General features: G+C 32.2%; 18 protein-coding genes. 12 read left to right on the top strand and 6 right to left on the bottom strand.

Annotation, left to right across the window (positions count from 1 at the left end):
• The first annotated feature begins 42 nt into the window (after positions 1-42).
• The 7 genes from pcm to V9L05_RS16340 all read left to right on the top strand — a co-directional run bounded on the left by pcm (position 43) and on the right by V9L05_RS16340 (position 5,698).
• Positions 43-750 carry a protein-L-isoaspartate O-methyltransferase gene (pcm, locus tag V9L05_RS16310; RefSeq protein WP_338812917.1) on the top strand — a complete coding sequence of 236 codons (708 nt, stop codon included), beginning with the start codon at positions 43-45 and terminating at the stop codon, positions 748-750.
• A gap of 109 nt (positions 751-859) precedes the next feature.
• Positions 860-1,687 (top strand): 3'(2'),5'-bisphosphate nucleotidase CysQ, encoded by an 828-nt coding sequence (cysQ, locus tag V9L05_RS16315; protein WP_338792156.1) that lies wholly within the window; start codon positions 860-862, stop codon positions 1,685-1,687.
• Between the two features lie 533 nt (positions 1,688-2,220).
• Positions 2,221-2,658: a hypothetical protein gene (locus tag V9L05_RS16320; RefSeq protein ID WP_338792155.1), complete on the top strand. Its 438-nt coding sequence runs from the start codon at positions 2,221-2,223 to the stop codon at positions 2,656-2,658.
• A 193-nt stretch (positions 2,659-2,851) separates the two neighbouring features.
• Positions 2,852-3,412, top strand: coding sequence for a hypoxanthine phosphoribosyltransferase (gene hpt / locus V9L05_RS16325; RefSeq protein ID WP_338792154.1), 561 nt, complete (start codon positions 2,852-2,854; stop codon positions 3,410-3,412).
• A 210-nt stretch (positions 3,413-3,622) separates the two neighbouring features.
• The gene (locus tag V9L05_RS16330; protein ID WP_338792153.1) at positions 3,623-4,303 is read left to right on the top strand and encodes an RNA-binding domain-containing protein; all 681 of its coding nucleotides are present in this window, start codon (positions 3,623-3,625) and stop codon (positions 4,301-4,303) included.
• Between the two features lie 115 nt (positions 4,304-4,418).
• On the top strand, positions 4,419-4,802 hold the full coding sequence (locus V9L05_RS16335; protein ID WP_338811880.1) for a transposase: 384 nt from the start codon (positions 4,419-4,421) through the stop codon (positions 4,800-4,802).
• Between the two features lie 50 nt (positions 4,803-4,852).
• Positions 4,853-5,698 carry an IS3 family transposase gene (locus tag V9L05_RS16340; protein WP_338811879.1) on the top strand — a complete coding sequence of 282 codons (846 nt, stop codon included), beginning with the start codon at positions 4,853-4,855 and terminating at the stop codon, positions 5,696-5,698.
• A gap of 69 nt (positions 5,699-5,767) precedes the next feature.
• On the opposite strand, the gene V9L05_RS16345 is transcribed toward V9L05_RS16340, so the two are convergent.
• A complete protein-coding gene (locus V9L05_RS16345; protein WP_338812918.1) occupies positions 5,768-15,214 on the bottom strand; it encodes a BspA family leucine-rich repeat surface protein in 9,447 nt (3,148 codons plus the stop codon).
• 576 nt (positions 15,215-15,790) lie between these two features.
• Here V9L05_RS16345 and pruA point away from each other — a divergent pair.
• From pruA to V9L05_RS16360, 3 genes are all read left to right on the top strand, one after another.
• Positions 15,791-17,494 (top strand): L-glutamate gamma-semialdehyde dehydrogenase, encoded by a 1,704-nt coding sequence (gene pruA, locus V9L05_RS16350; RefSeq protein WP_338812919.1) that lies wholly within the window; start codon positions 15,791-15,793, stop codon positions 17,492-17,494.
• A 417-nt stretch (positions 17,495-17,911) separates the two neighbouring features.
• Positions 17,912-20,188 carry an outer membrane protein assembly factor BamD gene (gene bamD, locus V9L05_RS16355; RefSeq protein ID WP_338812920.1) on the top strand — a complete coding sequence of 759 codons (2,277 nt, stop codon included), beginning with the start codon at positions 17,912-17,914 and terminating at the stop codon, positions 20,186-20,188.
• Between the two features lie 282 nt (positions 20,189-20,470).
• Positions 20,471-21,337, top strand: coding sequence for a hypothetical protein (locus V9L05_RS16360; RefSeq protein WP_338792149.1), 867 nt, complete (start codon positions 20,471-20,473; stop codon positions 21,335-21,337).
• A 108-nt stretch (positions 21,338-21,445) separates the two neighbouring features.
• On the opposite strand, the gene mltG is transcribed toward V9L05_RS16360, so the two are convergent.
• From mltG to V9L05_RS16385, 5 genes are all read right to left on the bottom strand, one after another.
• The gene (gene mltG, locus V9L05_RS16365) at positions 21,446-22,525 is read right to left on the bottom strand and encodes an endolytic transglycosylase MltG (protein WP_338812921.1); all 1,080 of its coding nucleotides are present in this window, start codon (positions 22,523-22,525) and stop codon (positions 21,446-21,448) included.
• 60 nt (positions 22,526-22,585) lie between these two features.
• Entirely contained in the window at positions 22,586-23,077 is a 492-nt protein-coding gene (locus tag V9L05_RS16370) for a YcxB family protein (RefSeq protein WP_338812922.1), read from the bottom strand.
• A gap of 379 nt (positions 23,078-23,456) precedes the next feature.
• Complete coding sequence (locus tag V9L05_RS16375) at positions 23,457-23,936, bottom strand: hypothetical protein (protein ID WP_338792146.1); 480 nt, start codon at positions 23,934-23,936, stop codon at positions 23,457-23,459.
• Between the two features lie 53 nt (positions 23,937-23,989).
• Entirely contained in the window at positions 23,990-24,511 is a 522-nt protein-coding gene (locus V9L05_RS16380) for a hypothetical protein (protein ID WP_338812923.1), read from the bottom strand.
• A 65-nt stretch (positions 24,512-24,576) separates the two neighbouring features.
• Complete coding sequence (locus tag V9L05_RS16385; protein WP_338812924.1) at positions 24,577-25,164, bottom strand: RNA polymerase sigma factor; 588 nt, start codon at positions 25,162-25,164, stop codon at positions 24,577-24,579.
• A gap of 318 nt (positions 25,165-25,482) precedes the next feature.
• Between V9L05_RS16385 and V9L05_RS16390 the strand changes: the two genes are divergently transcribed.
• Both V9L05_RS16390 and V9L05_RS16395 read left to right on the top strand, forming a co-directional pair.
• On the top strand, positions 25,483-26,106 hold the full coding sequence (locus V9L05_RS16390; RefSeq protein ID WP_338812925.1) for a hypothetical protein: 624 nt from the start codon (positions 25,483-25,485) through the stop codon (positions 26,104-26,106).
• 63 nt (positions 26,107-26,169) lie between these two features.
• Complete coding sequence (locus tag V9L05_RS16395) at positions 26,170-26,697, top strand: hypothetical protein (RefSeq protein ID WP_338792142.1); 528 nt, start codon at positions 26,170-26,172, stop codon at positions 26,695-26,697.
• Positions 26,698-26,704: the final 7 nt, after the last annotated feature.

Genomic DNA, 26,704 nt, shown 5'->3' on the forward strand with positions numbered 1-26,704 from the left:
AGGTCTTTTCTATATCAGAAAAATAAAATAGGATAATAAAAAATGCAAAAAGATACTTATAAACATCAAGGATTAAGAAGACAGCTTGTTGACGAAATTATTCAAATGGGAATAAAAGATGATGCTGTTTTGAATGCTATCTTGACTGTTCCTAGGCATTTTTTTATGGATAGTGCTTTTTTAGAACATGCTTATCAAAATAAGGCTTTTTCTATTGGAGAAGGACAAACTATTTCTCAACCTTATACTGTTGCTTATCAAAGTGAACTTCTAGGCATACAGGAATTTGAATCGAATAAAACACTGAAAATTCTTGAAATAGGAACAGGTTCTGCTTATCAAACAGCTATTTTGGTACAGCTTTGTAAGAATAAAAAAGCGCAAATAACAAGTATAGAATTTCATGAAAATCTATATCAAAAAGCAAAGCATACTTTAGAGAATTTACATCATTATTCAGAAGTGTTTGATTTTCAAAGTGTGGGTTTAGTTTGTGGAGATGGTTCACAAGGATATTCTAAAAATGCGCCTTATGATAAGATTTTGGTAACAGCAGCCACACCAAATTCTCCTCAAGCCTTTAAAGAATGGTTTAATCAGTTGACTATAGGAGGACAAATAGTTGTTCCTGTTGGAAACCGTAAAAGCCAAATTATGTGTCGTTATACCAAAAAAGACGAAAAAACTATAGAACAAGAAAACTTTGGAGGTTTTCGTTTTGTGCCTCTTTTGGGAGAAAAAGGCTTTTAAAAGTACAATAAATTGGTTTTAATTTTTTGTACCACAGCACTATTTTTCTCTAGCCTTAAACAAGTTTGTAGTTCTTTTTCTAGTCCTTAACTCTAAACTAATTCTAACTATGATAGAAATTGCGATAAAAGCAGCCGTAAAAGCAGGCGAGCGCATAAAAGAAATTTATGATAAATTTGATAATGAAAATGATACAGATTATACAACAGATAATATTGTAAGTTATAAATCTGATAAGTCGCCTCTGACACTTGCTGATAAGGAAGCAAACAAAATTATTGAAAAATATTTAGAACCTTTGGGTTTGCCTATTTTGTCTGAAGAAGGAAAAATCACACCTTATTCAGAACGCAAAAGCTGGAGCAAGTTTTGGCTTGTCGATCCACTTGATGGAACTAGAGAGTTTGTAAAAAGAAATGGAAACTTTACAGTAAATATTGCTTTAATAGAAAACAATGTTCCAATTGTAGGAATTATTTATGTTCCAGTTTCAGGTATTTTGTATGTGGGGGAACTTGGAAAAGAAGCATACAAACAAGAGCTAAATCAAGAAAATACACTAGAAATAGCTAAAAAAATAGCTATTAAGGTGAGCAAACGTAAAAATGAAGAAGGAATAATTGCTTTTAAAAGTCGTTCGCATTCTGGAGCAAAAGACAATAATTATTTGAATAGATTTAATGTCAAAGAAATTCGTAAGAAAGGAAGTTCAGTCAAATTTTGTCTAGTTGCCGAAGGAATTGCCGATTTATATTATAGAAACGGAACAACTATGGAGTGGGATACAGCAGCAGGAGAAGCAATTTTGAAAGCAGCAGGAGGACTCATTCTAAATGCAGAGACAGATACAGATTTAGAATATAATAAGGAAAATTTAGAGAATCCACCTTTTTGTGCCATGAATACAGCTATTTTTGAGACATTTAAAGAGTTGTAAAACAAGGCTTTAGCATGATTTTTACTTTTGTTGAAAAATGTTAAGGTTTTTTTAATAAAAACTTAAACATTTTTCTCTTTTTTAAGATAATATACTATACATCGTTCGTTATTCTTGTAGGTACAATTAAATTTACATAATTCAATAAAATAAGTGTAGGGGGAAAATTATTTTTTTACGTCTTTAATTTAAAGAAGCGACATACTAAAAATTAATTAATTTTTTGTTAAAATTTGTAAGTTTTTTATGAAAAAGGCTACCTATTTTATGAAAAAATGGTTGTAACTTTGTAAAAAAAAGAAAAAAGATATTTATATGGTTTTGTTAATTTTAAATATTCCTGTTTTCTTAAAATTTTTTTTGAATTATTTTTCAATAAGATGCAACGTTTGTTAAAAAATAGTGTCTATATAAGTGGAAGCCTTTAGTAAAGTTAATTTTTAGTTAAACTTTTACATTCTAGCAGTAGAAATAAGGTCGTTATATCACACAAAACTATAAATTAGGATTTTTTATTTAATACATTTACAATCATGAAATTAAAACTATTTATTCTCTTCCTGCTTGTTTTTGGAGCAATTGGACAAACTATATTTCTCAATATAGATGCCAAAAGTAATTTCTTGTGGGAAAGCTCAGAAAAATCAAAAAACAGTTATACGCAGATATCAGATAATGAGATAGATGAATCTTCAATTCAACCCTCAGAAGTAGTAGTAACCATTCGTCATCATGATTCTGAAATTATAAATCAGAATGTAAACATGGAATTGCAAAATAATAATGCAAATTTTAATGAAGAAGGTGTAGAAACTACTAGCTCTACAAAACCAACTACTAAGAAAACTTGTGATCAAGAAAATAAGAAAGAGCGTTTGATTTGTCAGAAAGCAAAAGATGCTGCTAAAAACAAACAAAATCGTGTTTCTGGAAGTAACCACACAAAGAGTAGTACAATTCAAAATCCTTAGTAAAGATTCTATCTTTTTATGAGTTTTGATTTTATAAGTTTCTGTTATTAATATAACTACAAAGAATATGACATCTATTTATACCTGATGACCGAACATTATTAGAATGTTCGGTTTTTTTTTGTCTTATTTTTCTTAGAGAAATTTCTGATACTATTCAAAACAATGTACAAAATTTGTAGTTTTATTAACTATGAAATCTACTCCACGCTTACTTATTCAAGACAAATATTTTGTACCCTATTTGTCAGAGCAGCAAATGCATCAACGTGTACAGGAATTAGGAAAACAAATTGCAACTGATTATGCAGACAAAAAACCTCTTTTGTTATGTATTTTGAATGGTTCGTTTGTTTTTGCAGCCGATTTAGTTCGTTCGATGGATACGGTTTGCCAAGTATCTTTTTTAAAATATTCTTCTTATGTAAAAGATAAATCGTCTAATAATGCTAAAGACTTACTAGGAATTCAGGGACTAAATGAAGAATTGAAAGATCGTCATTTGATTGTGGTGGAAGATATTGTTGATACAGGTACTACCATGGACAAACTTTTGAAAGAACTTTCTTCTCACAAGCCTGCTAGTATAGAAATTGCTACTTGTCTTTTCAAACCTAGCGCACTCAAATTTGATATTTCTCCTAAATATGTGGCTTTCTCTATTCCTAATCACTTTGTGGTTGGTTATGGTTTAGACTATGATAATTATGGACGGCATTTAGCAGGAATTTATATTATTGACCAAGAGCATTGAGAAGTAAAGAATAACTGATTTTATTTTATCAATTAAAGTAGAATCAAAAGGAACTTTGTTTGTTCTTTCCCCCTTTATTTTTTAGTGAATAGTACAATCAAAATTAATTTGAAACATAAAAATTAGTCTTTTAAAGATTCATATTTAAAAATTGTGTACAAATTTTATTTTCTGTAGTATTCTTTTATCCACACTAAAATACAAGTTGCCATGACACATACGATGAGATACAAAGACCTTAAAAGATTGGTTGCAGAAGGAGAAGGCTTGCATATAGAGTTTAAGCGAAAAGTATATTACCCTCAAAAAATATTGCGTGAAGTAGTCGCTTTTGTAAATACTGATGGAGGAAAGTTATGTATTGGTGTTTCAGATGATGGACTTATTCCTGGGCTAAAATATCCTGATGAAGCTATTTATATGATGGAAAAAGCAATGGAAGATTTTTGTAAGCCTGCTGTCACTTATACAATTTATAGAGTTCCAGTTCCTTATACAAATGGTTGCGAAGTAGTTGTTTTTGATTTTGAGCCACATCCAAACCGACCTATTTATTTATTGTATAAAAAAAATACCCGAGTAGGAAAGGCATATGTACGGATTGCAGATAAAAGCGCACAAGCAAGTAAAGAAATGCGTAAAATTATGAAAGCCCGAGCAAATGAAAAAGATGTTTTGTTACAATATGGACAACATGAAAGAACTCTTTTGCAATATTTAGGTTCTCATAAGCGCATTAATTTAGAAGAATATGCTAACTTAGTCAATATTTCACAAGAAGAAGCCTCAACAATTTTGGTAAATATGACCCTTGCAAATATCATAGAAGTAAAGCCACAAGAAGGTGGATATGACTTTTTTGTACATGGAAGAGTTGGATTTAAAGCCTAATAAAATAAAGTATATTCAACTTTAAATTAAAAACTCCTTTATTTTTTAAAAAATAAAGGAGTTTTTGCGTGAAGAGTGTCTCGTCCTAACATAGTGTTACACAACCAATTTTATTATGGAACGTACCTATGTAAAACGTACACAGAAAGACTATACCATGCAGTTCAAACTTCAAGTAGTTAAGGAAATAGAACAAGGTCTTTTTACAATAACTCAAGCACAACGGAATTATGGTATTCAATGTCGTCATACTGTTGTGAACTGGTTAAAAAAATACGGTAATTTTGATCATTCTTATAAAGTAATTCGTCCTATGAAAACAGCAGAACAACGTTTAATGGAACAAGAGCAGGAAATTCGTCTTCTTAAAAAACAAAATGCCACTCTACAAGAAGAATTATCTACCTTAGATAAGAAAGCCATTTTGTTTGACATGATGATTGACTTAGCCGAAAAAGAATATAAAATTTCTATACGAAAAAACTCCAACCCCAAGTAGTTAGTTCATTTAGTGAACAGCCTGCAACCAGTATTGAAAAGACCTGTAAATTGCTTGGGATATCTAGACGGGTATATTATTATTCTTTATTTCGGACAGATAAATACAAAGAATTAGCTCAAAAAGTAGTTGATTTAGTCAAAGAAGTTAGACATCGAATGCCACGAGTGGGTACTCGTAAACTTTACCACATTTTAAAAATTCCTTTAAAGGCTTTAAAAGTGGGACGAGATAAACTATTTCGTATTTTGGAAGCTAATCATCTTCTTATTTTACCTAAACGGAGGTATCATGTTACTACAGACTCCTTTCATCGTTTCAAAAAGCATAAAAATTTAATTGCAAACTTGAAGGTAGATGGAGCAGAACAAGTTTGGGTAAGTGATATTACCTATATTGGAACACGAGAAAATCCGATGTATTTGGCATTGGTTACTGATGCGTATTCAAAGAAAATAGTTGGTTTTGATGTTTCTAATAGCTTAGAGACTGTTGGTTGTTCAAATGCTTTAAAAATGGCATTGAAAAACAGAAATTATCCGTTACGAGAATTGATTCATCATTCAGATAGAGGTGTCCAATATTGTAGTGATGAATATCAGACGATTTTAACTAAAAATCGTATTCGTTGTAGTATGACAGAATGTTATGACCCTTACGAAAATGCAGTAGCAGAACGTGTCAATGGTATTCTCAAACAAGAGTTTTTACTAGAAACTCAACAATCGTATTTGACTTGGATGAAACAATTAGTACAACAAAGTGTACAAATATATAATCAAGAAAGACCTCATTTTTCTTTATATATGCAAACACCAGAGCAAACACATCAAAAGGAAAATATTGAAATAAGAACCTATAAAAAAGAAAAATCAGACAATCTTAAGACTGCCTGATATATATTTAATCTATCTAAAAAACTGTAACACTATTTCAGGACTAGACAGAGTTATAAAATAGTTTTTCTATTCTTCTATTATAAACTTACGGAAAGCAAGCCCATCTTTTGTTTGAATTTGTAGATGATACATTCCACCTACAAGATTAGTTGTCTTGACTTTATAACGAGACGAAGAAATTTGTTCTGTTTTGAGTACTACTTTTCTACCAATTGCGTCAATTAAGATAAAAGTAGGTTCACCATTTGGAGAAGCTGTTCCAAAATCTATAAAGAAATTACCATTATTTGGATTAGGAAAGATCTCTAAATTTCGTAACTCTTTTGGCTCTTCTATGGCTGTAATTGTTTTTGTGAAAATAATTATTTCAGAAATTGAACTACAACCTGTCTCTGTCGAAACAAGCAAACTATATTCTGCTGTTTCTATTGGCTTGTAGGTGCTTTCAAAGGCATTTTCGATTGGAACTCCATCTTTCAACCATTGATAAGTAACTGTTTCTAGGCTATTCAATGTACTTGTCAGTATTTCTTCATTGACTAAATCAATACTAATTTCAGGTTGAGGAAGAACAGTAATTTCTACAGAATTTGAAAGTGCTGTACAACCGTTTGCTGTCAAAACTTCTGCTGTATATGTTCCTGCATTTGTAACAGTATATGAGTTTTCATTTGCAAAAGCTAAGATGACACCCTCTTTTCTCCAAGTAATTTTTTGAGCATCTGTGAATTGAGTAGCAATTTCTAACTTTAGTCCAAAAGGTTGAGATTCACAAAACACAGTTTGAATAGGTTGTTTAATTTCAAAATTTAGTCCTGCTTGACATTCTACATTTAGAGTAATAGAACGACGTTGTAAAGTCAAATCTGGTAAACTAGAATTGGTAACTTGTGCAGTATAAATTCCTACATCATTATTACTAATTCTATTTAGAGTTATATTTTGAGTGGCTGCAATAGAATTTCCATTCTTAAACCATTGATAATTATTTCCACTTCCTTGTGTTTCTACTACAAAAGAAAGAGATGAATTAAGAATAGCCAAAATATTTTCTTCTTGATTAATGAGAGCTTGTGGTGCATATTCAAATGTAGAATAGTTTTGATTTGAGAAAGGCAATAAATCGTCAAACTCTAATTCATTTTCAGAAACTCTCAATTCAGATAGATTACTAAGTTGTAAAAAGCCACTTGGTAAAGAAGACAGGTGATTTGTATTTATTTCAAATGTCACTAAACTAACTAGATTTTGTACATCTGTTGGAATAGTTCTAATGTAGTTTCGATTAGCATAAAATGCAATTAGTTTTGTGAGATTTGTAATTGAACTTGGTAATTCTTTGAGTTGATTATCACTAACATTCAAAACATTTAATTCTCTTAGATTTTTTATTGTTTGAGGAACTTCTACAAACTGATTATCATTGAGATAAAGTGTTCTCAAATTACTCATATTTCCAATTTCTTCTGGAATACTAGTTAAGTTATTTCTAGACAACCAAAGAGCTTGTAGATTGATAAGATTACCAAACGAAACTGGAACACTTCCTTCAAAGTTATTTTTATCTAAGTCTAGATAAGTTAGTGTAGTAATATTTCCAATAGAGGCAGGAATTTGTCCTTCCAATTTATTATCAAAGAAACTTAAATAACGCAGTTCAGAGAATAACTCTGCATCAAATACATTTGGTAATGTGCCTATCAAGTTACGGGAAGACAAATCTAACTCTGTTATTTTGCTTCCAGAAAGAGTAACTCCTGACCAAGTAGAAACAGGTTGGGTCAAATCCCAAGTTTGTGTCCAAGAAGTTTCTCCTCCTGTATCTAAGAAAAGCTGTACTAAAGCAAGTGAATCTGTAGGCTCTACAAATCCCTCTATTTGTAAGTTAATTGGATTTCTTTCTAATATAAGTTGAGTAGCTACTGTATTGCTTACTTTACACGTATAAATACCTGCATCTGATGGAAGGGCACTTGGGATTGTATATTCCCAATTTGTAGCTCCAGCAATAGGATTTTCATCTTTATACCATTGATAAGTATTGAAGTTTCCTTGAGTTTGTGAATTGAATGTAATAGACTCAGTCTGTCCAACAATTTCAGTACGAGGGGCATAAATTTTAGCTTGTGGTGAATAGGTAAAGTTTGGAATAGCTCCAACAAAATCTTCTGCTGATTCGAAACTAAGTCTATTTCCTTTGATATTTAATGAGAAATCAGTGTTTGTTCTTCTGGCTAAATTAAGAACAGAATACGGAAGAGTTCCTGTTAGATTATTACTAAATAAATTGATAGAAGCAACTTCTCCACAACTAACCCTTATACCATTCCAAGTAGAAACAGGTGTATTCAAATCCCAAGGATTATTCCAAGATGCTCCTCCCATTTCATTATACATCTGAACCAAAATAAGTGAATCACTAGGAGTAACATAATATTGTTCTTCAATGGTAACGACTTGCTCATCAGTAGCTGTATTTCCTGCTGAATCTATGGCAGTCCAAGTGACGATGGTTTCTCCAAGAGGAAATTCTGCTGGTGCATTATTGAAAACTCTAAATAAGCAGTTATCAGAAGCTAGTGGAGTACCTATATCTAAACTGTCTCTAGTAGATGTACATCCATAGAGATTGGTTAGTTTTGTAACATCTTGAGGAGCTTGAATAAAAGGGTTTTTATTGTCAATAATAGTAATTGTGAATTGATTAGGGGCAGAAGTATTGCCATTTCTATCTGTGGCTGTCCAAGTTACATCTGTAATTCCTTGATTAAAGCGAATACCTTCTAAAGAAGACACATCTCCTAGGGTTACTCCACTTAATAAGTAACGATATGAGGCAACACCACAATTATCTGCAGCTGTTCCATCAGGAATACGATTAGAAGTTGTTGTTGTTCTATTTGTATAATAACAATTGTTTAGGTCTGTATTTCTTGTGAAATCACGCATTGCTGTCAGTATAGGTGGTTGAGCATTATCTATAACTGTAACTGTAAACTGCTCACTTGGTGAGGAGAAGTTTCCATTTATATCTTTTGCTCTCCAAGTAACAGTGGTTATTCCTTCATTAAATATTAAATCTTCTAAAGTAAAAACTGGAATAGTAGTTACTGTTGCCCCTGTCAAGTTATATTCGTAACCGTTTGTATCAATACCACAATTATCACTTGCTATTCCATCAGAAATATAAGAAGGATTCTGATTATTCTCATTATAAAAAGTACAACCTTGGTTTGGAGATACAGTTATGCTAGATATAGATGTTGTGATTGGTAATTCATTATCTGTAACAGTAATAGTTTGGGTTGCTATTGCTGTATTTCCATTTCCATCGTCTGCTGTCCAAGTTACTACTGTTGAGCCAATAGTAAATTCACTAGGAGCATCATTTGAAAATGTAACTGTACCACAGTTATCAGTTCCTGTTGGAGTTCCTAAACTTACACTTGAAGCTGTACAAAGTGTTGCGTCTGTGTTTACAGTTACGTTTGATGGTGCTGTAATTGTAGGGTCTGTCACATCATCAATAATTACATTTTGAGTTTGAGTAGATGTATTTCCGTTTCCATCATCATATGTCCAAGTCACTACTACATTTGTACCTTCTCCAGAAATAGGAAGAGCAGCGTCATTTGTTACTGTTACTGTTGTTGCACAATTATCAGTTGCTGTTGGAGCTACTAGACTTGTTACTTGACATTCTGCTGTTACATCTGGAAGTGAAGTCAAATCTGGAACTGGAGCCGTCACATCATCAATGATAACATTTTGAGTTTGAGTGGATGTATTTCCGTTTCCATCATCATATGTCCAAGTCACTACTACATTTGTACCTTCTCCAGAAATAGGAAGAGCAGCGTCATTTGTTACTGTTACTGTTGTTGCACAATTATCAGTTGCTGTTGGAGCTACTAGACTTGTTACTTGACACTCTGCTGTTACATCTGAAAGTGAAGTCAAATCTGGAACTGGAGCAGTTACATCATTAATAATTACATTTTGGTCTGCTGTGATGATGTTTCCATTTCCATCATCAAATGTCCAAGTTACTAGGGTTATGCCTTGTGTTGTAATAGGAAAAGTAGTTGTTGTTGTTCCTATAATTGTTCCTGCACAATTATCAGTTGTAGTTGGAGCTGTAGGAGTTGCACTACATTCTGCTGTAATATCTGTTAGAGTTGGAGTAACTGGGTCAGTAGTATCTGCTGTTCCTGTTCCTTCTATATCAAATGTATAAGTAGCTTCATCACTATCGTTATTGGATATGTTTATAATTGCCGTACGAGTACCTACAGCAGTCGGAGCAAATTGAATTGAAAATTGATGAAAACTACCAGGTGTTATAGTAATAGATGTTGTTGAGGGGCTGATAGAATAATCTGTTGGATTAGCTCCAGTAAAGATAATATTACTTACCTCTAAATCTATTGTACCTGTGTTATAAATTCTGAAATGTTTTTGCACATTTCCAGAACAAATAGGCATTCCTCCATAAATCGTATAACCACTTGCAGAAGAGCCAGACAGTATTTCGTTTGCAGGTGCATATAGCTCATGTCTAACTTCTATTTCTGGCGCACTTACTACTGGTTCAGCATTAGAAAAAGATGATGTATTTCCTGCATTTGTTCCATCAGTAGCTGTCGCTGTCGCAGTTATAAAGTTGTTTGTTGTAAATGTTCCTGAAGAAAAAGTCCAAGTAGTTCCAGCAACAGTAGCATTTCCTAAATAAGTTCTTCCTTGTGTTTCAGAAGGATTGTTATCAAAGACTTCTATTATATCGGTAGAAAGTTCGCACGTTCCTGAAATAAGAGATGGAGTAGCTGTATCTACTACTGGAGCTTGTTTGTCAGCATTACTTCCTGTAGCAATATTAATTCCTCCACTTCCATTAAGGTATATACTATTATAGGATATAGTAGCTTGAGTAGCTCCTCCAGTCACATTAATTCCCAAGCTAGTATTATTAGCAATGATATTTTGCCCTGCTATTGTTCCATTACCAATATTATTATTTATTCCTGTTGTGTTGATAAAAATACCATTACCTCCATTTGCAAGAGGAGTAGTTCCATCTGCACCTACCCCAATATAATTACCTAAGATAGTATTATTAGAAGATGTACCATCTATTCGAACTCCATTAGTAGACGATCCACTAATTATATTTCTACTTGCTGGACTTGTTCCACCAATAGTATTATTAGAACTATTCTGCATGACTAAAGCTCCACTAGTAGGTGTAGCTGGGTAAGAAGCAATACCTGCTGCATCAACACCAATATGATTTCCTTCTATAAAGTGTCCTGCTGTTCCAGAAAGCCAAAGAGCAGCCAAGCCAGAACCCTCACTTTGTTGAATAGATAAGCCTTTTACACTAATAGAAGACGAACCTGAAAGAGTTAGCGTACTAGAAGCTATTGGTAAAGGTGGTGCTGCTAATTGTATTTTTATATCAGCAGGAGCAAGGTTTGTAGCAGCTTTTGAGTCAAAAGCAGAATACCCATCAATAAGAGCTTCATCAGATATGGCATTAGTAATGCCTGCTAGTGATTGTATTGTCCATACTCCAGTACTTGAATTATAATTAGCATCAGAAGTAGGGATACTAAAATCGATATAGTTTTTCCCTGCTAGTTGATTTGCTCCATCAATAGAAACACCATCACCATCAATAACTTCTCTAAAACTCTCTGCACCACTATCATTTGTATTTTTTACTCGTAATGCCCAAAGAGGGTCATTTATATCTCCTAGAGCATCTGAACCCAACTGTCCATCAGCAGCAGAAAATAATGAGCCTGAATTAAATGCTATTTGATTTTCTCCATTTTCAAAATTCCAATATCCTAATGCTCCATTTGGTGTATTACTGCCCATATCGGCTTGAATTTGTACTGCGTTACGAACAGAATTAAAAATTCTTACTTCGTCTATTTGACCTCTAGTGGATATAAATGAGGCAGAGTTATCAAAATATGTCCTACCTATAAGTAAAGAAGAGGAAGAAGAAGAAAACCCAGTAATTGATACATTTGCTTTTTCTACCCCATTTACGTATATCTTTGCGTTACTTCCATCGTAAGTAGCAGCAATATGATACCACTTATTATTTTCTAAGAGTTCAGCAGGTATATTTGAAGTTTGAATATCTCCTCCTGCTATTCCTTGTAAAGTAAACTTTACTCGTCCACCATTAACTGCCAGACTTGCACCATTATTGGCATTACTAGGACGATTAGATACAATTCCATTTTCTGCTGAATTTATTTTTATCCAAGATTCTATTGTAAAATTACTAAAGTTAAATGTACTGTTTAGTCCAGTTCCTACATCCACATAATCATCTATCCCATCAAAATACATGCCTCGGTTACCGATGGGTTGTGAAGGTAAACAGGTAGGAGAAGCTAGAGCATCTCCATTAATAGTCCAGTTGTTAGGAGCAGAAGTTAGTTCAGATCTTGCTGTAATAGCATTGGTAGAGCAATAAGTTCTTCCATTGACTCCTAATGTAATGCCTGTAGGTATTGTTTCAGGACCTACTATAGTTGCCCATCCTATGAGAGTATTTTCATAATTAGTTTGAGACATGATTGTGCCATTGAGCATACCCTCCATACTATTAGGGATAGTAATACTACTAATATCCCAAGCACTCAAATCTTGATCAAATACAGAAGCTAGATTAAACATGTTTTCCATAGTGGTAACATTGCTTGTACTCCACCCTCCAATATTTTGATTGAAACTATTTGCTCTAAAAAACATAGCATCCATATTTAATACTGATGATGTATTCCAAGGAAGAGGGGTACTATTTGTATTACTTAAAGCTCCATTATTAAATAATTCAGCACGCCTAAACATAGAGTTCATGTCTAGCACATTTTGTGTATTCCAACTACCTATATCTTGATTAAACAAAACAGCTTGATCAAACATATGTGCCATGTTTTGCACATTCTGTGTATTCCAAACACCTATATCTTGATTGAAAGTTGATGCATTATAAAACATATAGTTCATGTCTGTTACAGAAGATGTATTCCAAGTCAAGGGGTTGTTGCTTCCATTAGTTGCCTCTCCATTATTAAAAGATGTTGCATTATTAAACATCGAACCCATAAATACAACTGAGGAAGTATTCCAGCTTCTAATATCTTGGTTAAAAGCACTTGCTCCTGCAAACATATTAGCCATGTTACTTACATTACTCACATTCCAAGAACTTACATTTTGATTGAAAGCTGTAGCATTTTGGAACATAAACTGCATATTAGCAACATTACTTGTGTTCCATACTAAACTTGCACTTACTCCACTAGATAATCCATTATTGAAAACAGTAGCTCCATTAAACATTCTGTTCATATTATTTACATTGGTAGTTACCCATGAAGACAAATTTTGGTTAAAATTCTGAGATCCTTGAAACATACCTTCCATGTTCGTTACACTACCTACATTCCAACTTCCGATGTTTTGATTAAACAGTGTTGCTCCTGAAAACATAAATCGCATATCTGTAACATTATCAGTTACCCAAGTACTTATACTCGAATTTCCTACCAAAGCTGGACATTCTGCGAACATAAGTCCTAGATTCATAATTGGTACTGATGATAAATCTGGAGCATCAGTAGCATTATAAGTTAGATTAGAGCAGCCATAAAAAGCATTATTCATATTTGTCCATGCATTGTCTCCCCATTGTTCTATGGTTAGAATTTTTCGTCTGTCTCCACCATTATTAAAAACTATTCTATCATACGTACCTGATATTTCTACTCTATATATACCTATTGTACCAAAATCAATAATTTGAGAGCCACTAAAAGGACCTAACTGTCCTCCAGAGTTGTTGGCTGCGTTACCATCTTCTTCCCAATAGACAAAATAAGAACCACCAACAATAGGAAGTCGTACTTGCTGACTATTAGTTCCTGCTCCAGAAGGATTGTCACTTTTCCATTTTGTAATAAAAGCATTTGAAGGTGGCGTGAAAATAGTAAACTCTCCTGCACCTCCAGTATAATTATTTATTCTGTAATTGGGAGAAGTAAAACTAGTAGGAGTTATTGGAGACCAGTTACCTGCACTTTCTATATGAACCAAGGAACTGTTTGTAAGCCCTGCACCTTGTGGTGCTTGAAACTCTATATCAGTAGTGAGACTAGCACCTATGTGCCAAGAACCCATGTTATTAGGAGATGATATAGTAGATGGGTTAATAAAACTAACACCTGTACCTGTATTAACATTCGAAAGAAAAACAGTTTGTTTATTTGAAGCATCTCCTACTGGAAAAGTAGCAGAACCTGAATTACGTAAAAACTTTCTGCTAGTAGTTGTCGCTTGTATCCAAGAGTTTGGTGTATGAGTAAGGTTAGCATCTGTGCCATTATATCTAAAATTATCAGAAGTGAGAATGACTTTTCCATCATCTAAATCTAATGAATTATTAACTTGAACAAAATCATCAAATGTAACATGTGCAGGATTACTTATCTCTAAACCATAGAATGTAGTCGTTATTCCTCTGATGGTTTGTGGAGTTGTTCCATCAAAGATGACTACAGTAGCGTTAGTAGTTGTATTAAAACTATTTCCTGTATTGTTATCTAAATCTCCTAATATCGTTGTTGTTCCTGCTTGAAGCGTTTTTACTCCTGTTCCTGTTATTTCTAAAGTTCCATAAGTTACCCCTCCTCGAATATCTCCATCTCCTGCATAGTTATATTCAAATGTAGATATAGAAGAACTGTTGAAATTAGCTACATCAGATAAAATATTAGAACGCATAATCAATCTACCATTATTTTGAAAAGAACCTCCTCCTGTCAAAAAGTTAGGAGCTAATACTCCTGTAGTATTATTGTTTGTTAGAGTTCCATTTATATTTATACCACCATTACCCCAAAGTTGTATTTCATCTCCTGTTCCATTATTGATAATAACGTCAGTATCGATTTGACAAGTACCACTACCTAAACTTTCTGAAAAACGCATATTACCACTATTATTAGTTATTGAAAGTGGAGTAGTTTCAAATAAAGTATGTGAAGACTGACGTAATCTAAAAGTAGCATTGTTTGTGATATTACCTCTGAAAATAAAATCAAAATTATCTCCAGTATTATTAGTAGTAGTTAGTATTCCTCCAGAGTGAATCGTTAAATTACCATTTACTATCAATGTAGCATTATTCTGAAGTGTTAAGCCTCCATAAATTTCTAAGTCTATTACCTCAAGAAAACCTCCAATAGGAATAAATACATCTTCTCCTGCACATATTGTGGTAACTGGAGTTGAATTACTGGGAATTACCCCTGCTACTGACTGTGTAGAAAAACAGTTATCAAATGACCAAGTGGTTGTTAATGTTGCATCTCCTCCAGAAAGTGAGTATAAGTCTTGCCCTAACACAGAAGGTGTAAAAGAAAGACAAAGTAACAAGAAAAAAGAAAGTAATAAAAAAGAAAATCTAAAAGTAGTAAATATATTTTTCATAAAGTAATGAAGGGTAAGGGTAAGTCAAGATTATTGTTTAGTAAATATAAGTTACCTATTTCTACGCAGTAAAGAAATAGATAGATGAATAATAAGTGTTGATTTTGGGTTGATTATAAAGATCTAAAGTATTGAAATACAATACAAAAATACAAAATTATTACTAAATAAAGAGAGGTATGCACTTTGTTATTACGTGAGGTTAAACATTAAGTTTTTGTTTTTTTAAGAAAAATGAAAAATAGTTTGGAGTATTAGGGAAAAAGATTTTTTTACTTTCTAGTATTGACCTATTATCATTATGAGCTTAAGTTGAACAAAATTATTTAATAGGTTATCAAAATCTATCTGAGACCGTGGGAAGGTATATGATTCATTTTCAATTAACTTCAACTTAGGATTGAGAGTGAAATGAAAATTGTTAGAATAAGACATCGATAACAGTTGTTGTTGTCTTAACCAACGACATAGAAAAATCAAGTAGCAAAATTACCAATTCTCAAATCCGTTTTGTATTTTTGCTTTATCATAAAAGTTTAATTATTTCGACATAACACTCTAAAGCACATTTTTAATATGCAAAATGCCATTTTTTCTATTCCTTTTCCAAAAAACGAACCTGTCTTAGAATATCGTGCAGGCTCTCCAGAACGTGAAGCTCTCAAAAAAGCAATCAAAGAATTACGTAGTCAAGAATTAGATATTCCAATGGTAATTGGTGGACAAGAAGTACGTACAGAAGAAAAAATGCGTCTTTCTCCTCCTCACGACCACAAACATACACTAGGACATTTTCATTACGGTGATAAAGGTCATGTAGAACAAGCAATCCGTGCAGCTTTAGCAGCAAAAGAGGCTTGGGAAGATTTGCCTTGGACAAACCGTGCTACTATCTTTTTGAAGGCAGCCGACCTTTTGGCAGGAGAATATCGTGCTAAAATTAATGCAGCAACCGTTTTAGGTCAGTCTAAAAATGCGTATCAAGCAGAAATTGATGCAGCTTGTGAATTTATTGATTTCTTGCGTTTCAATGCTTACTTTATGCAAGAAATTTATGAAAAACAACCTGTTTCTTCAGATGGAATTTGGAATAAATTAGAATATCGTCCTTTAGAAGGTTTTGTTTTTGCCCTTACGCCATTCAATTTTACGGCTATTGCAGGAAACCTTCCAGCTTCGGCTGCCCTTATGGGAAATGTTATTGTTTGGAAACCAGCATTTACACAGATTTATTCTGCTCACGTAATTATGGAAGTTTTCGAAAAAGCAGGAATGCCAGCAGGAGTTATCAATCTTATTTTTACAGATGGTCCTGAAACAGGCGATGTAATTTTTAATCATAAAGATTTTGCAGGTATTCACTTTACAGGAAGTACAGGTGTATTCCAAACAATTTGGAAAGAAATTGGAAAAAATATCCAAAACTATAAGAGTTATCCAAGAATTGTAGGCGAAACAGGTGGAAAAGATTTTGTGGTGGCTCATCATACAGCAAATGCTGCCCAAGTTGCTACTGCACTTGTTCGTGGTGCTTTTGAGTTCCAAGGACAAAAATGTTCGGCTGCTTCAAGAGCTTATATTTCTCAAAATATTTGGAAAGAAGTAAAAGAAAGAATGACAGATATGCTTTCGGAAATCAAAATGGGTTCTCCAGAAGTGTATGGTAATTTTATAAATGCTGTTATTGATGAGAAATCATTTGATAAAATTGCTAAGTATATAGACAACGCAAAAAAAGACAAAAATGTCAAAGTTATTGCAGGTGGAAATTATGACAAATCAAAAGGTTATTTCATCGAACCTACTGTTTTGAAAGTAGACGATCCAAAATATGTAACCATGTGTGAAGAAATTTTTGGACCTGTTTTGACAATTTATGTATATCCAGAAAATGACTTTGAGGATATTCTTACGCTTACAGACCAAACTTCTCCGTATGCTTTGACAGGTTCTATTTTTGCACACGACAGAACAGCCGTAGAATTGGCTACCAAAAAGCTTAAAAATGCCGCAGGTAATTTTTATATCAATGACAAGCCAACTGGTGCAGTTGTAGGTCAGCAGCCATTTGGAGGTGCAAGAGCATCAGGAACAAACGACAAAGCAGGTTCGTATTTGAATCTTTTGCGTTGGGTAAGTCCTCGTACAATCAAGGAAACATTTAATGCTCCAACAAGCTATGAGTATCCATTCTTAGAATTAGATCCAAAGGAGAAAAAAGAAGCTAAAGAGTCGAACGGACAAGCAAAAAAAGAGAAAAAAGAGAAAGTGAAAAAGTAGAATCTCCAAGCCCTAAGGGTAAGGTGTTAATAATTAGTTTATTTTTTCCTACAGTTTTGTAATTATGATTTTCAAAAATGTAGTGTATTTTAGCTGCGTAGCTGCGAAATGTTGAAATTTTACAGTTTTCAAACATCAAACAACAATATTTCGCAACTACGCAGCTTTTTGAACTTGATATTTTTTCGTTTCTACCCATATTTCGCAGCTACGCAGCTAAATTTTAAAGAAAATGATTTAAAATAATTATTTTTTGTAGAATTTTTTTTTGAAATTCTGAACACTCTATCCTTAGGTTTATTATTACATAAAAATCATATAAACCTCTCACTAATAAGTCAAGTAATTTTGAATGAATGAAATAAACTATACACAAATTTTGATAGAAAATAATTGTAATTATAATTAAAGCAATAAATGAATTTAGCAACATTTCAAAAAAGAATAAGTAAGAGTCTAGTATTCTTTATTTCTGCATTTTTTTTATTTAATGGCATTACATCTTGCCAGTTTTACAGAAATACAGCCTCTCATTACAATGCCTATTTTTTAGCAGAGGAGCGTTTCAATGAAGTTTATAAAAATACATATCTTCAACAAAAAAGTGATTTTAATAATGTATTGGCAGTTTTGCCTCCAATAGATAGTGTTTCGATGGGAGGTTTTAAAGGCGAATTGGATTATGTTGTTGAAAAGGCATCTTTACCTATTCAACGTCATCCAGAAAGTGATTGGACAGATGATAGTTATTTACTCATTGGAAAAGCTCGTTTACATCAAGCAGATTATAGAAATGCTATTAATTCCTTTAAATATTTGAATGGAAATAGTAATGAATTAGATATTCGTCATGCTTCTCTTATTTGGCTGATGCGTTCTTTTATTGAAAGTGGTAATTTGGATCAGGCTTCTTTTACGATGGATTATATTTCGAAAGAAGGAGATAAATTTTCAGAAGAAAATATTAGAGATTTTTATTTGGCTTCGGCTCATTATTACAGAACAGTCAATGACTTTGATAAAACAGCAGCTTATTTAGAGCTTGCTTTGCCATACGTAAAAAATAAAACTCAAAAAGCTCGTTATCATTTTATTTTGGGACAAATTTATCAGAATAAAGCCAAAGAAGGAATTGATGATAAGACAATAAATGTAAAGAAAAATGATAGGAAATCATACGAAAATTATCAAGCTAGTATAAAGGCACATCCCGATTATGAAATGGTTTTTAATGCTCAATTGAATGCTTCTCAAGTAGCAGGAACGAGTGCAGAAGATGTAAAACAAGCGCAAAAATATTTTGAAAAACTTTTGAAAGACCAAAAAAATGAAGAATATAAAGACCGTATTTATTATGAAATGGCTGGGTTTGCTCAAAAACGAGGAAAAACAGAGGAAGCTATCAATCTCTTACAAGAATCTTTAAATCAACCTTCAGATAACTCAGCACAACGAGCTTATACTTACGTCAGAATGGGTGAGTTATATTATGCTGATAGTAAATATGCAAAAGCAAATTCGTATTATGATTCTGCCCTTTCTATTAGTACAGAAGAAATGCGTAATTATGATGAAATTGCTGCACGAGGAGAAATTTTAGGTCAATTTTTTAAGCAATATGATATTTTAGAAAAAGCAGATACAAAAATTAACCTTTCCAAAATGTCGCAGGAAGAGTTAGTTAAATATTTTGAAAAACAAATTGCAGAAGAAAAAGCACAAATAGATAAAGAAGCGGCAGCAGCAGAAAAAGCTGCCAAAAGTGGAAATTTGGTCAAGCAAGGAACTACAAATCCATTTGCAAATACGTCAAATCCTGCTCAAACGTGGTATTTTTATAATGACCAAGCTGTCAGACAAGGAAAAAATACATTTGTTAGAGTTTGGAAAAACCGTCCTTTAGAAGATAACTGGCGAAGAAGCAATAAAATAAATAGTTCAATTGATAATACTGTTGATCCAACTGCCACAACAGCAGATAGCAGAACAGACCAAGAAAATCTATATGCAACTGTTGCAGGTGTAGAGGAAAGATTAAAAGAAGTTCCTAAAACAATAGAAGAAATTAGCCTTTTAGAGCAAAAAGTTCAAGTTGCGTTGTTTGAACTTGGAAAAGTATATCATTATCAGCTCAAAGAAAATAGTAATGCGAGAGCTACTTTTGAACGTCTTATAAATGATTTTCCTGCTAATTCAAATACTGCTGAAGTTCTATTTTTGTTGCGTAAGATATGTTTGGAAGATAAAACATTAGAAAAATGTGATGTGGCAAGTTATGAAAAGGATTTACAAGAATATTACCCAGAATCCACCTTTGCAAAACTTATTTCTGACCCTGATTATTTAGAAGAAGCAGCCGTAAATGATACGATTGTTACTAGCTTATATAAAGAAAGTTATGAGCTTTATTTGGCTAAAAATTATGAAAAAGCCATTGAAAAGTTAGATACAATTCAAAATGAATATCCTCAAAATAGTTATAATGCAAAAATAGAGTTACTCCGAATTATGAGTGCCTCTCATATAGAATCTTTGCCTGTTTATGTAGAAAAGTTAACTACTTTCGTTACAAAATATGAAGGAAGTAAAGAACAAGAGTATGCAAAAAAACTCTTAGAAGTAGCAGATAAGAAATTAAAAGAAAGCCCTGTTCAAAAACCTGATAATGAACAAGATAAAAATATAGGTGGATAATAAGAAAGACAAGTCTTATTAAAGCATCTTTTTAATAGAATTGTATATATTTTTTATTTTTATATAAATTTTCGCTATTTTTGGAAACCTTTAATCTATTATTTAATAGAATGCAATAAGAAATAAGAATAAAAAACAGAGAAAAATCTGTTTATCTTAAAAAAAAGAACATGTAGTTAAAAGAAGAAGCCTATCAGCTTAATTTAAGTTTATTTTATATAGTAATTTTAATCAATTTAGTTTACTTTCAATAGTAATAGTATTTATATCGAACAAATAATAATGAAAACACCTAAGTACCCAAATCGTTCAAGAAACCAAGAAGAAGATTCACATCAACAGTCCTCATATTCCAACTCACGCACCTCTAACAATAATGGAGGTTACCAAGGCTCAAATCATAATTCTAACCACAATGAGCGTTCTGGTAATGGACATAATTCTAATTACAATAACAATGGAGGACATAATAACTATTCTCGTTATAATAAAAGAGAGTTTTTGAATTATAACAAATTTAGTTTTGATCGTATAAAAAGACGTTTTAATCTCAATGAAGTACAAAAAGATTTATTTGAAGGCATTACTCCAGTTGAGCCAAGTGAATGGTTAAAACAAACAATGGAAATAACGGCAGATTTGCCAATCAAGACAGAAAAAGCACGTACAGAATTTATTTTAATGCCTGTTCTTTTGGAACTTCGCAAACGTACTGAACGTATGTTTACGATTTATTCAGGAGAATATTTTAATGTAGAGCCTCGTGAAGGTTTAGCAGGTCCTTCTGATATTATTTTATCGATGGGAGCAGAATCGTACTCTATTTCTTCACCTGTAATGTCAATTGTTCAAGCCTACAAAAATAATCTTGATTTAGGTTTAGGAAAATGTGTGGCTCAAATGATTGCAGCAGATATTTTTAACGAGCGTGAAGACAATCACATCACTACTATTTATGGTTGTGTAACCACAGGGGAACAATGGCTTTTCTTACGTTTAGAGGGTGACACTATCCAAATTCATCCACATCGTTTCTTCTTAAATGAACTTACTGATATTATTGGAATGTTCCAAGCTATGTTAGATAACTGTAAAGAAGATATTGCTACTCCTAAAGTAGAAATAGAGACAGAAACAGCAGCAGAATAAGCGAGTTGTTTTCGAATTTAGTTTTATCAAAAAAACCTTTCAGAATTATATAAATAGTATATAGATTCTGAAAGGCTTTTTTATAGAAATATTTTTTAAGAAAATTCTTTATTTTATCCCTCTAGCATTCAAAGCATTATGATAACGTCTTGCATTTGCTTCATGTTCTGCATTCGTTTTTGCAAAGGCATGATAACCAGATAAATCTTCTTTTGCACAAAAGAAAATATATTCATGATTTTCAGGTTTTAAAACAGCATTCAGACCAGCAATAGAAGGCAAACGAATCGGAGAAGGTGGCAAACCTACATATTTATAAGTATTAAAAGGAGATTCTATTTCTTTATGAGAATTTAAAACCCTTTTTATAGTAAAATCATTGTGAGCAAAAACAAGTGTTGGATCAGCTTGAAGTAACATTTCTTTTTCCAAACGATTGAGATATACACCAGCAACACGAGGTTTTTCATCAGCATAACGAGTCTCTGCATCAACAATAGAAGCCAAAATAGCAACTTCTTTTTGAGAGAGTCCTTGAGCTTTAGCTAGTTCTTTTCTCTCGTCTGTCCAAAATTTGTCATACTCTTTTTTCATTCTTTCTACAACTTCTTCCTTCGAATCTGTCCAATACATTTCATACGTATTTGGTAAAAACATAGAAATGAAATTGTCCTTATCAAAACCAAATTCTTTGGCTGTATTCTCATCTAGTAAATACGTGGCAAACTCTGCCGAATCAATTTCTAAATTGTTTGTTATTTTTCCTGCTAACTCGGGTAAAAAACGTAAGTTTTCATTAAAAGTAACATTTACAGGAGCTTGATTTCCAGAACGAAGCTGACGCACAAAATCAATCGTATTCATTTTTGGAGTAAGAATATAACGACCTGCTTTTACATTATCAACATAATTAAGCCATTTTGAGAAGACACCAAAAGCAACAGGATGCTGAATTGTTCCCTCTTCACGAAGTTGTTTAGCAAGCTGATCATAACTCATTCCTTTGGGAATATATAAGTATTTTTGCTCTGCTCCTTTCTGTGTCAGTACAGAAGGTGTATAAGCCATTTGATAAATATAATAACTTGTAGCAATAGCAAAGACAGATAAGCCTGCAAAAATCCCTAAAAATATTTTATATTTCAGACTGATTTTGCCTTTAGAATTTTCTTTTTTTGAATTAGCCATTTTGATATATAATTTAGTCCCTAAGGGTTTTCAGAAACCATTAGGGGCTTTTTTCTATAATTATTTTTTAATCTCTGTATTCAAATAACCTTTGCGACGGATAACTGTTTCTACAAATTTTATTTCGTTTTCAGATTTGAATATAGTAAAAGGAAAATACAAAAATTCATATTTTGAAAGATAAAGAACAAAAGCGTCTTCTCTCTTTTCTACTTTAATAATTTTGTCCCATTTTATTTCTGAACCTCTTTTTGCATCCACCATCATCATAATGCGCTGGCTATTAATGTCATACGCATATTTGTCAAAGAGAGGTTTGGATTTTTCGTGCATCGTAAGTCCTTTAAACTGGATATACCAAAAAAGAAGATACAAACCCGAAAGAACAAGTGCAACACCTAATCCCCAACCCCACAAACCAAAAGCAAGGAAGATGAGAAAAATAGCAGGTGGAATAAACCAAACCCACCACCACTGTTTGAGGGCATTTACAAATGAAATTTTAACGTAAATATCTGGATCTATTTTATATTTTTTTGTTTTGACAATCATAAAAAATGAATTCGTAGTGAATTTTTTGTGAGTTGAATTACTATTTTAATTTGATTGCAAAATTAAGGAAAATAATCTAAATCAGTTACCAGTTATCAGTAAATAGTAACTAGTTATAGGTAAATAAATTTAATTATATAGCCTTTTCTGATGTTTTAGCATAACTAAATCAACAAATCTATAAATTAGGACTTCAACAAAAGTAAATTCGTTGAAGAATAAAATCTTCTTTTTACTAAATCAAAGAGTATTTACATCCTGTTTATGATTCTATACCACAAAGTATTTTTGTCAATTTTCTCCTTTCTATAAAACAAAAAAACACTTATCTCAATGCTTTGAAATAAGTGGTTTTTGATAGATAGTGGTACAATAAATCCTAATTTTCATCATCGTCATCAGGTCGATGATGTCCTCCTCCTCGTTTGGAAAGTTCTTTTAAAAGCATTCTTCTAAATTGCCTTTCTGTTCTATATAATTCCATTATTTTTTCTACTGGAATAACAGTTTTGAATTTTTCGAAGTAGAGTTTATCTAAAACTAGTTCTTGTTCACGTAACTCAAATGACTTTTTGAAAGAGGTTTCTAGTTTTGCTCCTGTAAGATTTTTACTTTCTCTTCTATTTTGTTTAAGTTGTTTTTTGATGTTTTCCCTTTTGGTTGAATATTCATTATAAATAGGAAAAAATTTGGCTGCTTCATCCGAAGACAGGTTAAGGTTTTGAGTAATCATAGCTACTCGCATTGCTTTTAATTGTTCACTCATTTGATCATCTCCTCCACCTCTGCCTTTTTGAGCAAAAGCTGAAACAGATAAAAAGAGAAAAAATAGAGATGCTATATAGAATTGATTTTTCATAGATTTTGATTTTGAGTGGTTTTTTATTTCGGATTGTAATTCATAGTTTATATTTAAAGATATTCTTCTTCCAACATCAAATCTAATGATTCAGCATCAATAGAATTCAAATCAGAGTCTTTAAAAACATTATTTATTTCTAAACTAGAATTTTGAGGAATAAAACTAACCAATTCAGTTTCAGAAATATCTTCATCTAATAAAAAGTCATTGATTTGTTCAGTTGAAATTTTTGAAAAATCTACTTCTGAATTTTGAGTATTTTCTAGAGCTAAATTTGTTTGAGGGTTCTCTACATTTGATTTATTAGAATAAGTATAGATGCCTGCTATTGCAACAAACAGTAAAAGTAATGTCGCAGCAATTCCCATAATTTGAGGTTTAATCCAAAGACTACTACTTTTAGTTTTTTGAGAATCAAGAGAAACTGATTTGGTTTCTTTATTTATTTCAATCAAATTCTGATTTTCATCCTGTTTTTCTAGCTGAGCATAAATTTTACTAGAAATATTATCAAAATGCGCTTCATTTGGCATTTGAAAAGGCTGTTTTTTGGGTATGTCTTCTAATTTCATTGTAATGCTAGGTTATATTTTGAGTATTTTTAAACAAGCTAAAGCGTATTCTATATTTTATTTGCTTACTGATAATTTTCTTTTAAATAGATTTCAATTTTTTTTGTTGCCAAATGATAGGAGGCTTTCAAAGCTCCGACAGAAGTATCTACTATTTCCGAAATATCTTCATATTTCATTTCATCAAAATACTTCATATTAAAAACCAAACGCTGTTTGTCAGGTAAAGTCAGAATTGCTTTTTGAAGAATTAACTGTACTTCTTCTCCTGAAAACTGTTCATCACTTTCTAAGTTCTGCATAAGTTGTTCTGATGTTTCATTCATTGGAAGTCCTTGTTTTTTCTTTTTTCTCTCCAAAAAGCGCAATGTCTCATTGGTTGCTATTCTATAAATCCAAGTATATAGTTTAGATTCATTTTTAAATTTATCTATGTTTTTCCACACTTTTACAAATGTTTCTTGTAACAAATCATCTGTATCATCAGCATCAATAACCATTTTTCGTATATGAGAATAAATAGCTCGTCGATGAAGGCGCATAATTCCATCAAAGGCAATTGTGCGTTCTTTCGAAGTCGTTTGTGGATGCTGTAATTGCTGAATCCACTTTTGTTCTTGTTCTGTCTGACTAGGTTGAGCTGTTTCTGACAAAGAAAAATAGATTAATATAAATAGATTAGTATTTAGAATTATGAACTAACGAAGTTATATTTTACAATATATTTCGTGTTTGGCTTTTATACTTAGACCGTAAAATAAAGCAAAGGTTTAATTCTATTGAATAAAAATTTGTAATAATTGAAATAAAGAAGTTTTACCGATTATTTTAGGAACTAGATATATTATATAAGGAATTCAAGTTAAAATATATTTTTTCAAACAAAATATAATTGCCTTTGTTATAGAAGTAAGATTATCAAACTATTGATATTCATTTTTTAAACTAAACTTTTTAAACTATACACTATTATGGCAGAAATTAAAATTGAAAAGAAAACCCCGATTATTCCTTGGTTATTAGGTCTTTTGCTACTTTTATTAATTGGAGCAGGTATTTATTTTGGATTCAGAGTAGATGATAATGCAGAAACAGAAGTAGTGGCTAATGAAGTGCCTGAAAACGAAATTCTTCCTGAAGAAAATACCACAGAGACAACAACACTTCCAGCAGAAGTAAACACTTTTGTGATGTTTGCAAATGAAGAAAATGATTACACAGATGCACAAATGGATATTCATCACGAATATACAGCAAATGCGCTTCGCCACATGGGAGATGCTTTGGAAGCTCTGGCCAATAAAAAAGGAATGGCTGATCAAATGAATGTAGAAAATTTACATAAAAATTTAGATACAGCAGCCGATGAAATCCAAAAAAATTGGAAAGAAACAGATCACGCTGATCATATCAGAAACGCATTTTTGCAAGTCAGTGGAGCATTGAATCAACTTACTGATGGTTCTACAAATGAGAGCCTAAAGAAAGAAGCAAAAGATATTGATCCAAATACTTTGACATTAGAACAAAAAGCTGATGTAAAAGATTTTATTGATAAAGCAGCCAGTGTGATGAAGAAAATTGCTATGGAGTAAGCTATAGTAGCTTAATTATAGCTTTTCAAAATATTACCTCATTTTTTAAACTTTATTTTTATTATGGAATACAACAAAAACACTACCGTAGATACTACGGATTTTCACGAAGAAATTACTCTAGAACGTCTAGAAGATTTAGATAGTTATAAAGTAGCTGACGGCTATGATAACGTACAAGATTGGAAAGTATTTGCAGATGGTAGGCTAGAACTTGGAAAAGTAAGAGGACTTATAGCCTCAAAAGAACTAGAGAGAGTTCTGTATCTAGATATTGAAATAGAACAAAGTATGTGCAATGAAGGAGATACACACTTGTATATTCTTGTTCCTATTGGACTTGCAAAACTTAACCATGATGCCAAAACAGTAAACGTGGATTCTATCGATGCAGAAGCATTTGTAAACTATCCTCGTTATGATGGTTCTGATGTTCACATGGACTATGAATATTTATTACACGGATATTATACACAACATCCAGATATTCATTTAGAGCCTTATATTGGTCGTACCAAAAAATATTATGACCACGATTTGCTTTATAATCAGGCTACAATGACTGGTGGTAATCAGACATCTGGGCTATAAGCAAACT

This window comes from Bernardetia sp. Wsw4-3y2, assembly GCF_037126295.1.
Taxonomy (GTDB): domain Bacteria; phylum Bacteroidota; class Bacteroidia; order Cytophagales; family Bernardetiaceae; genus Bernardetia.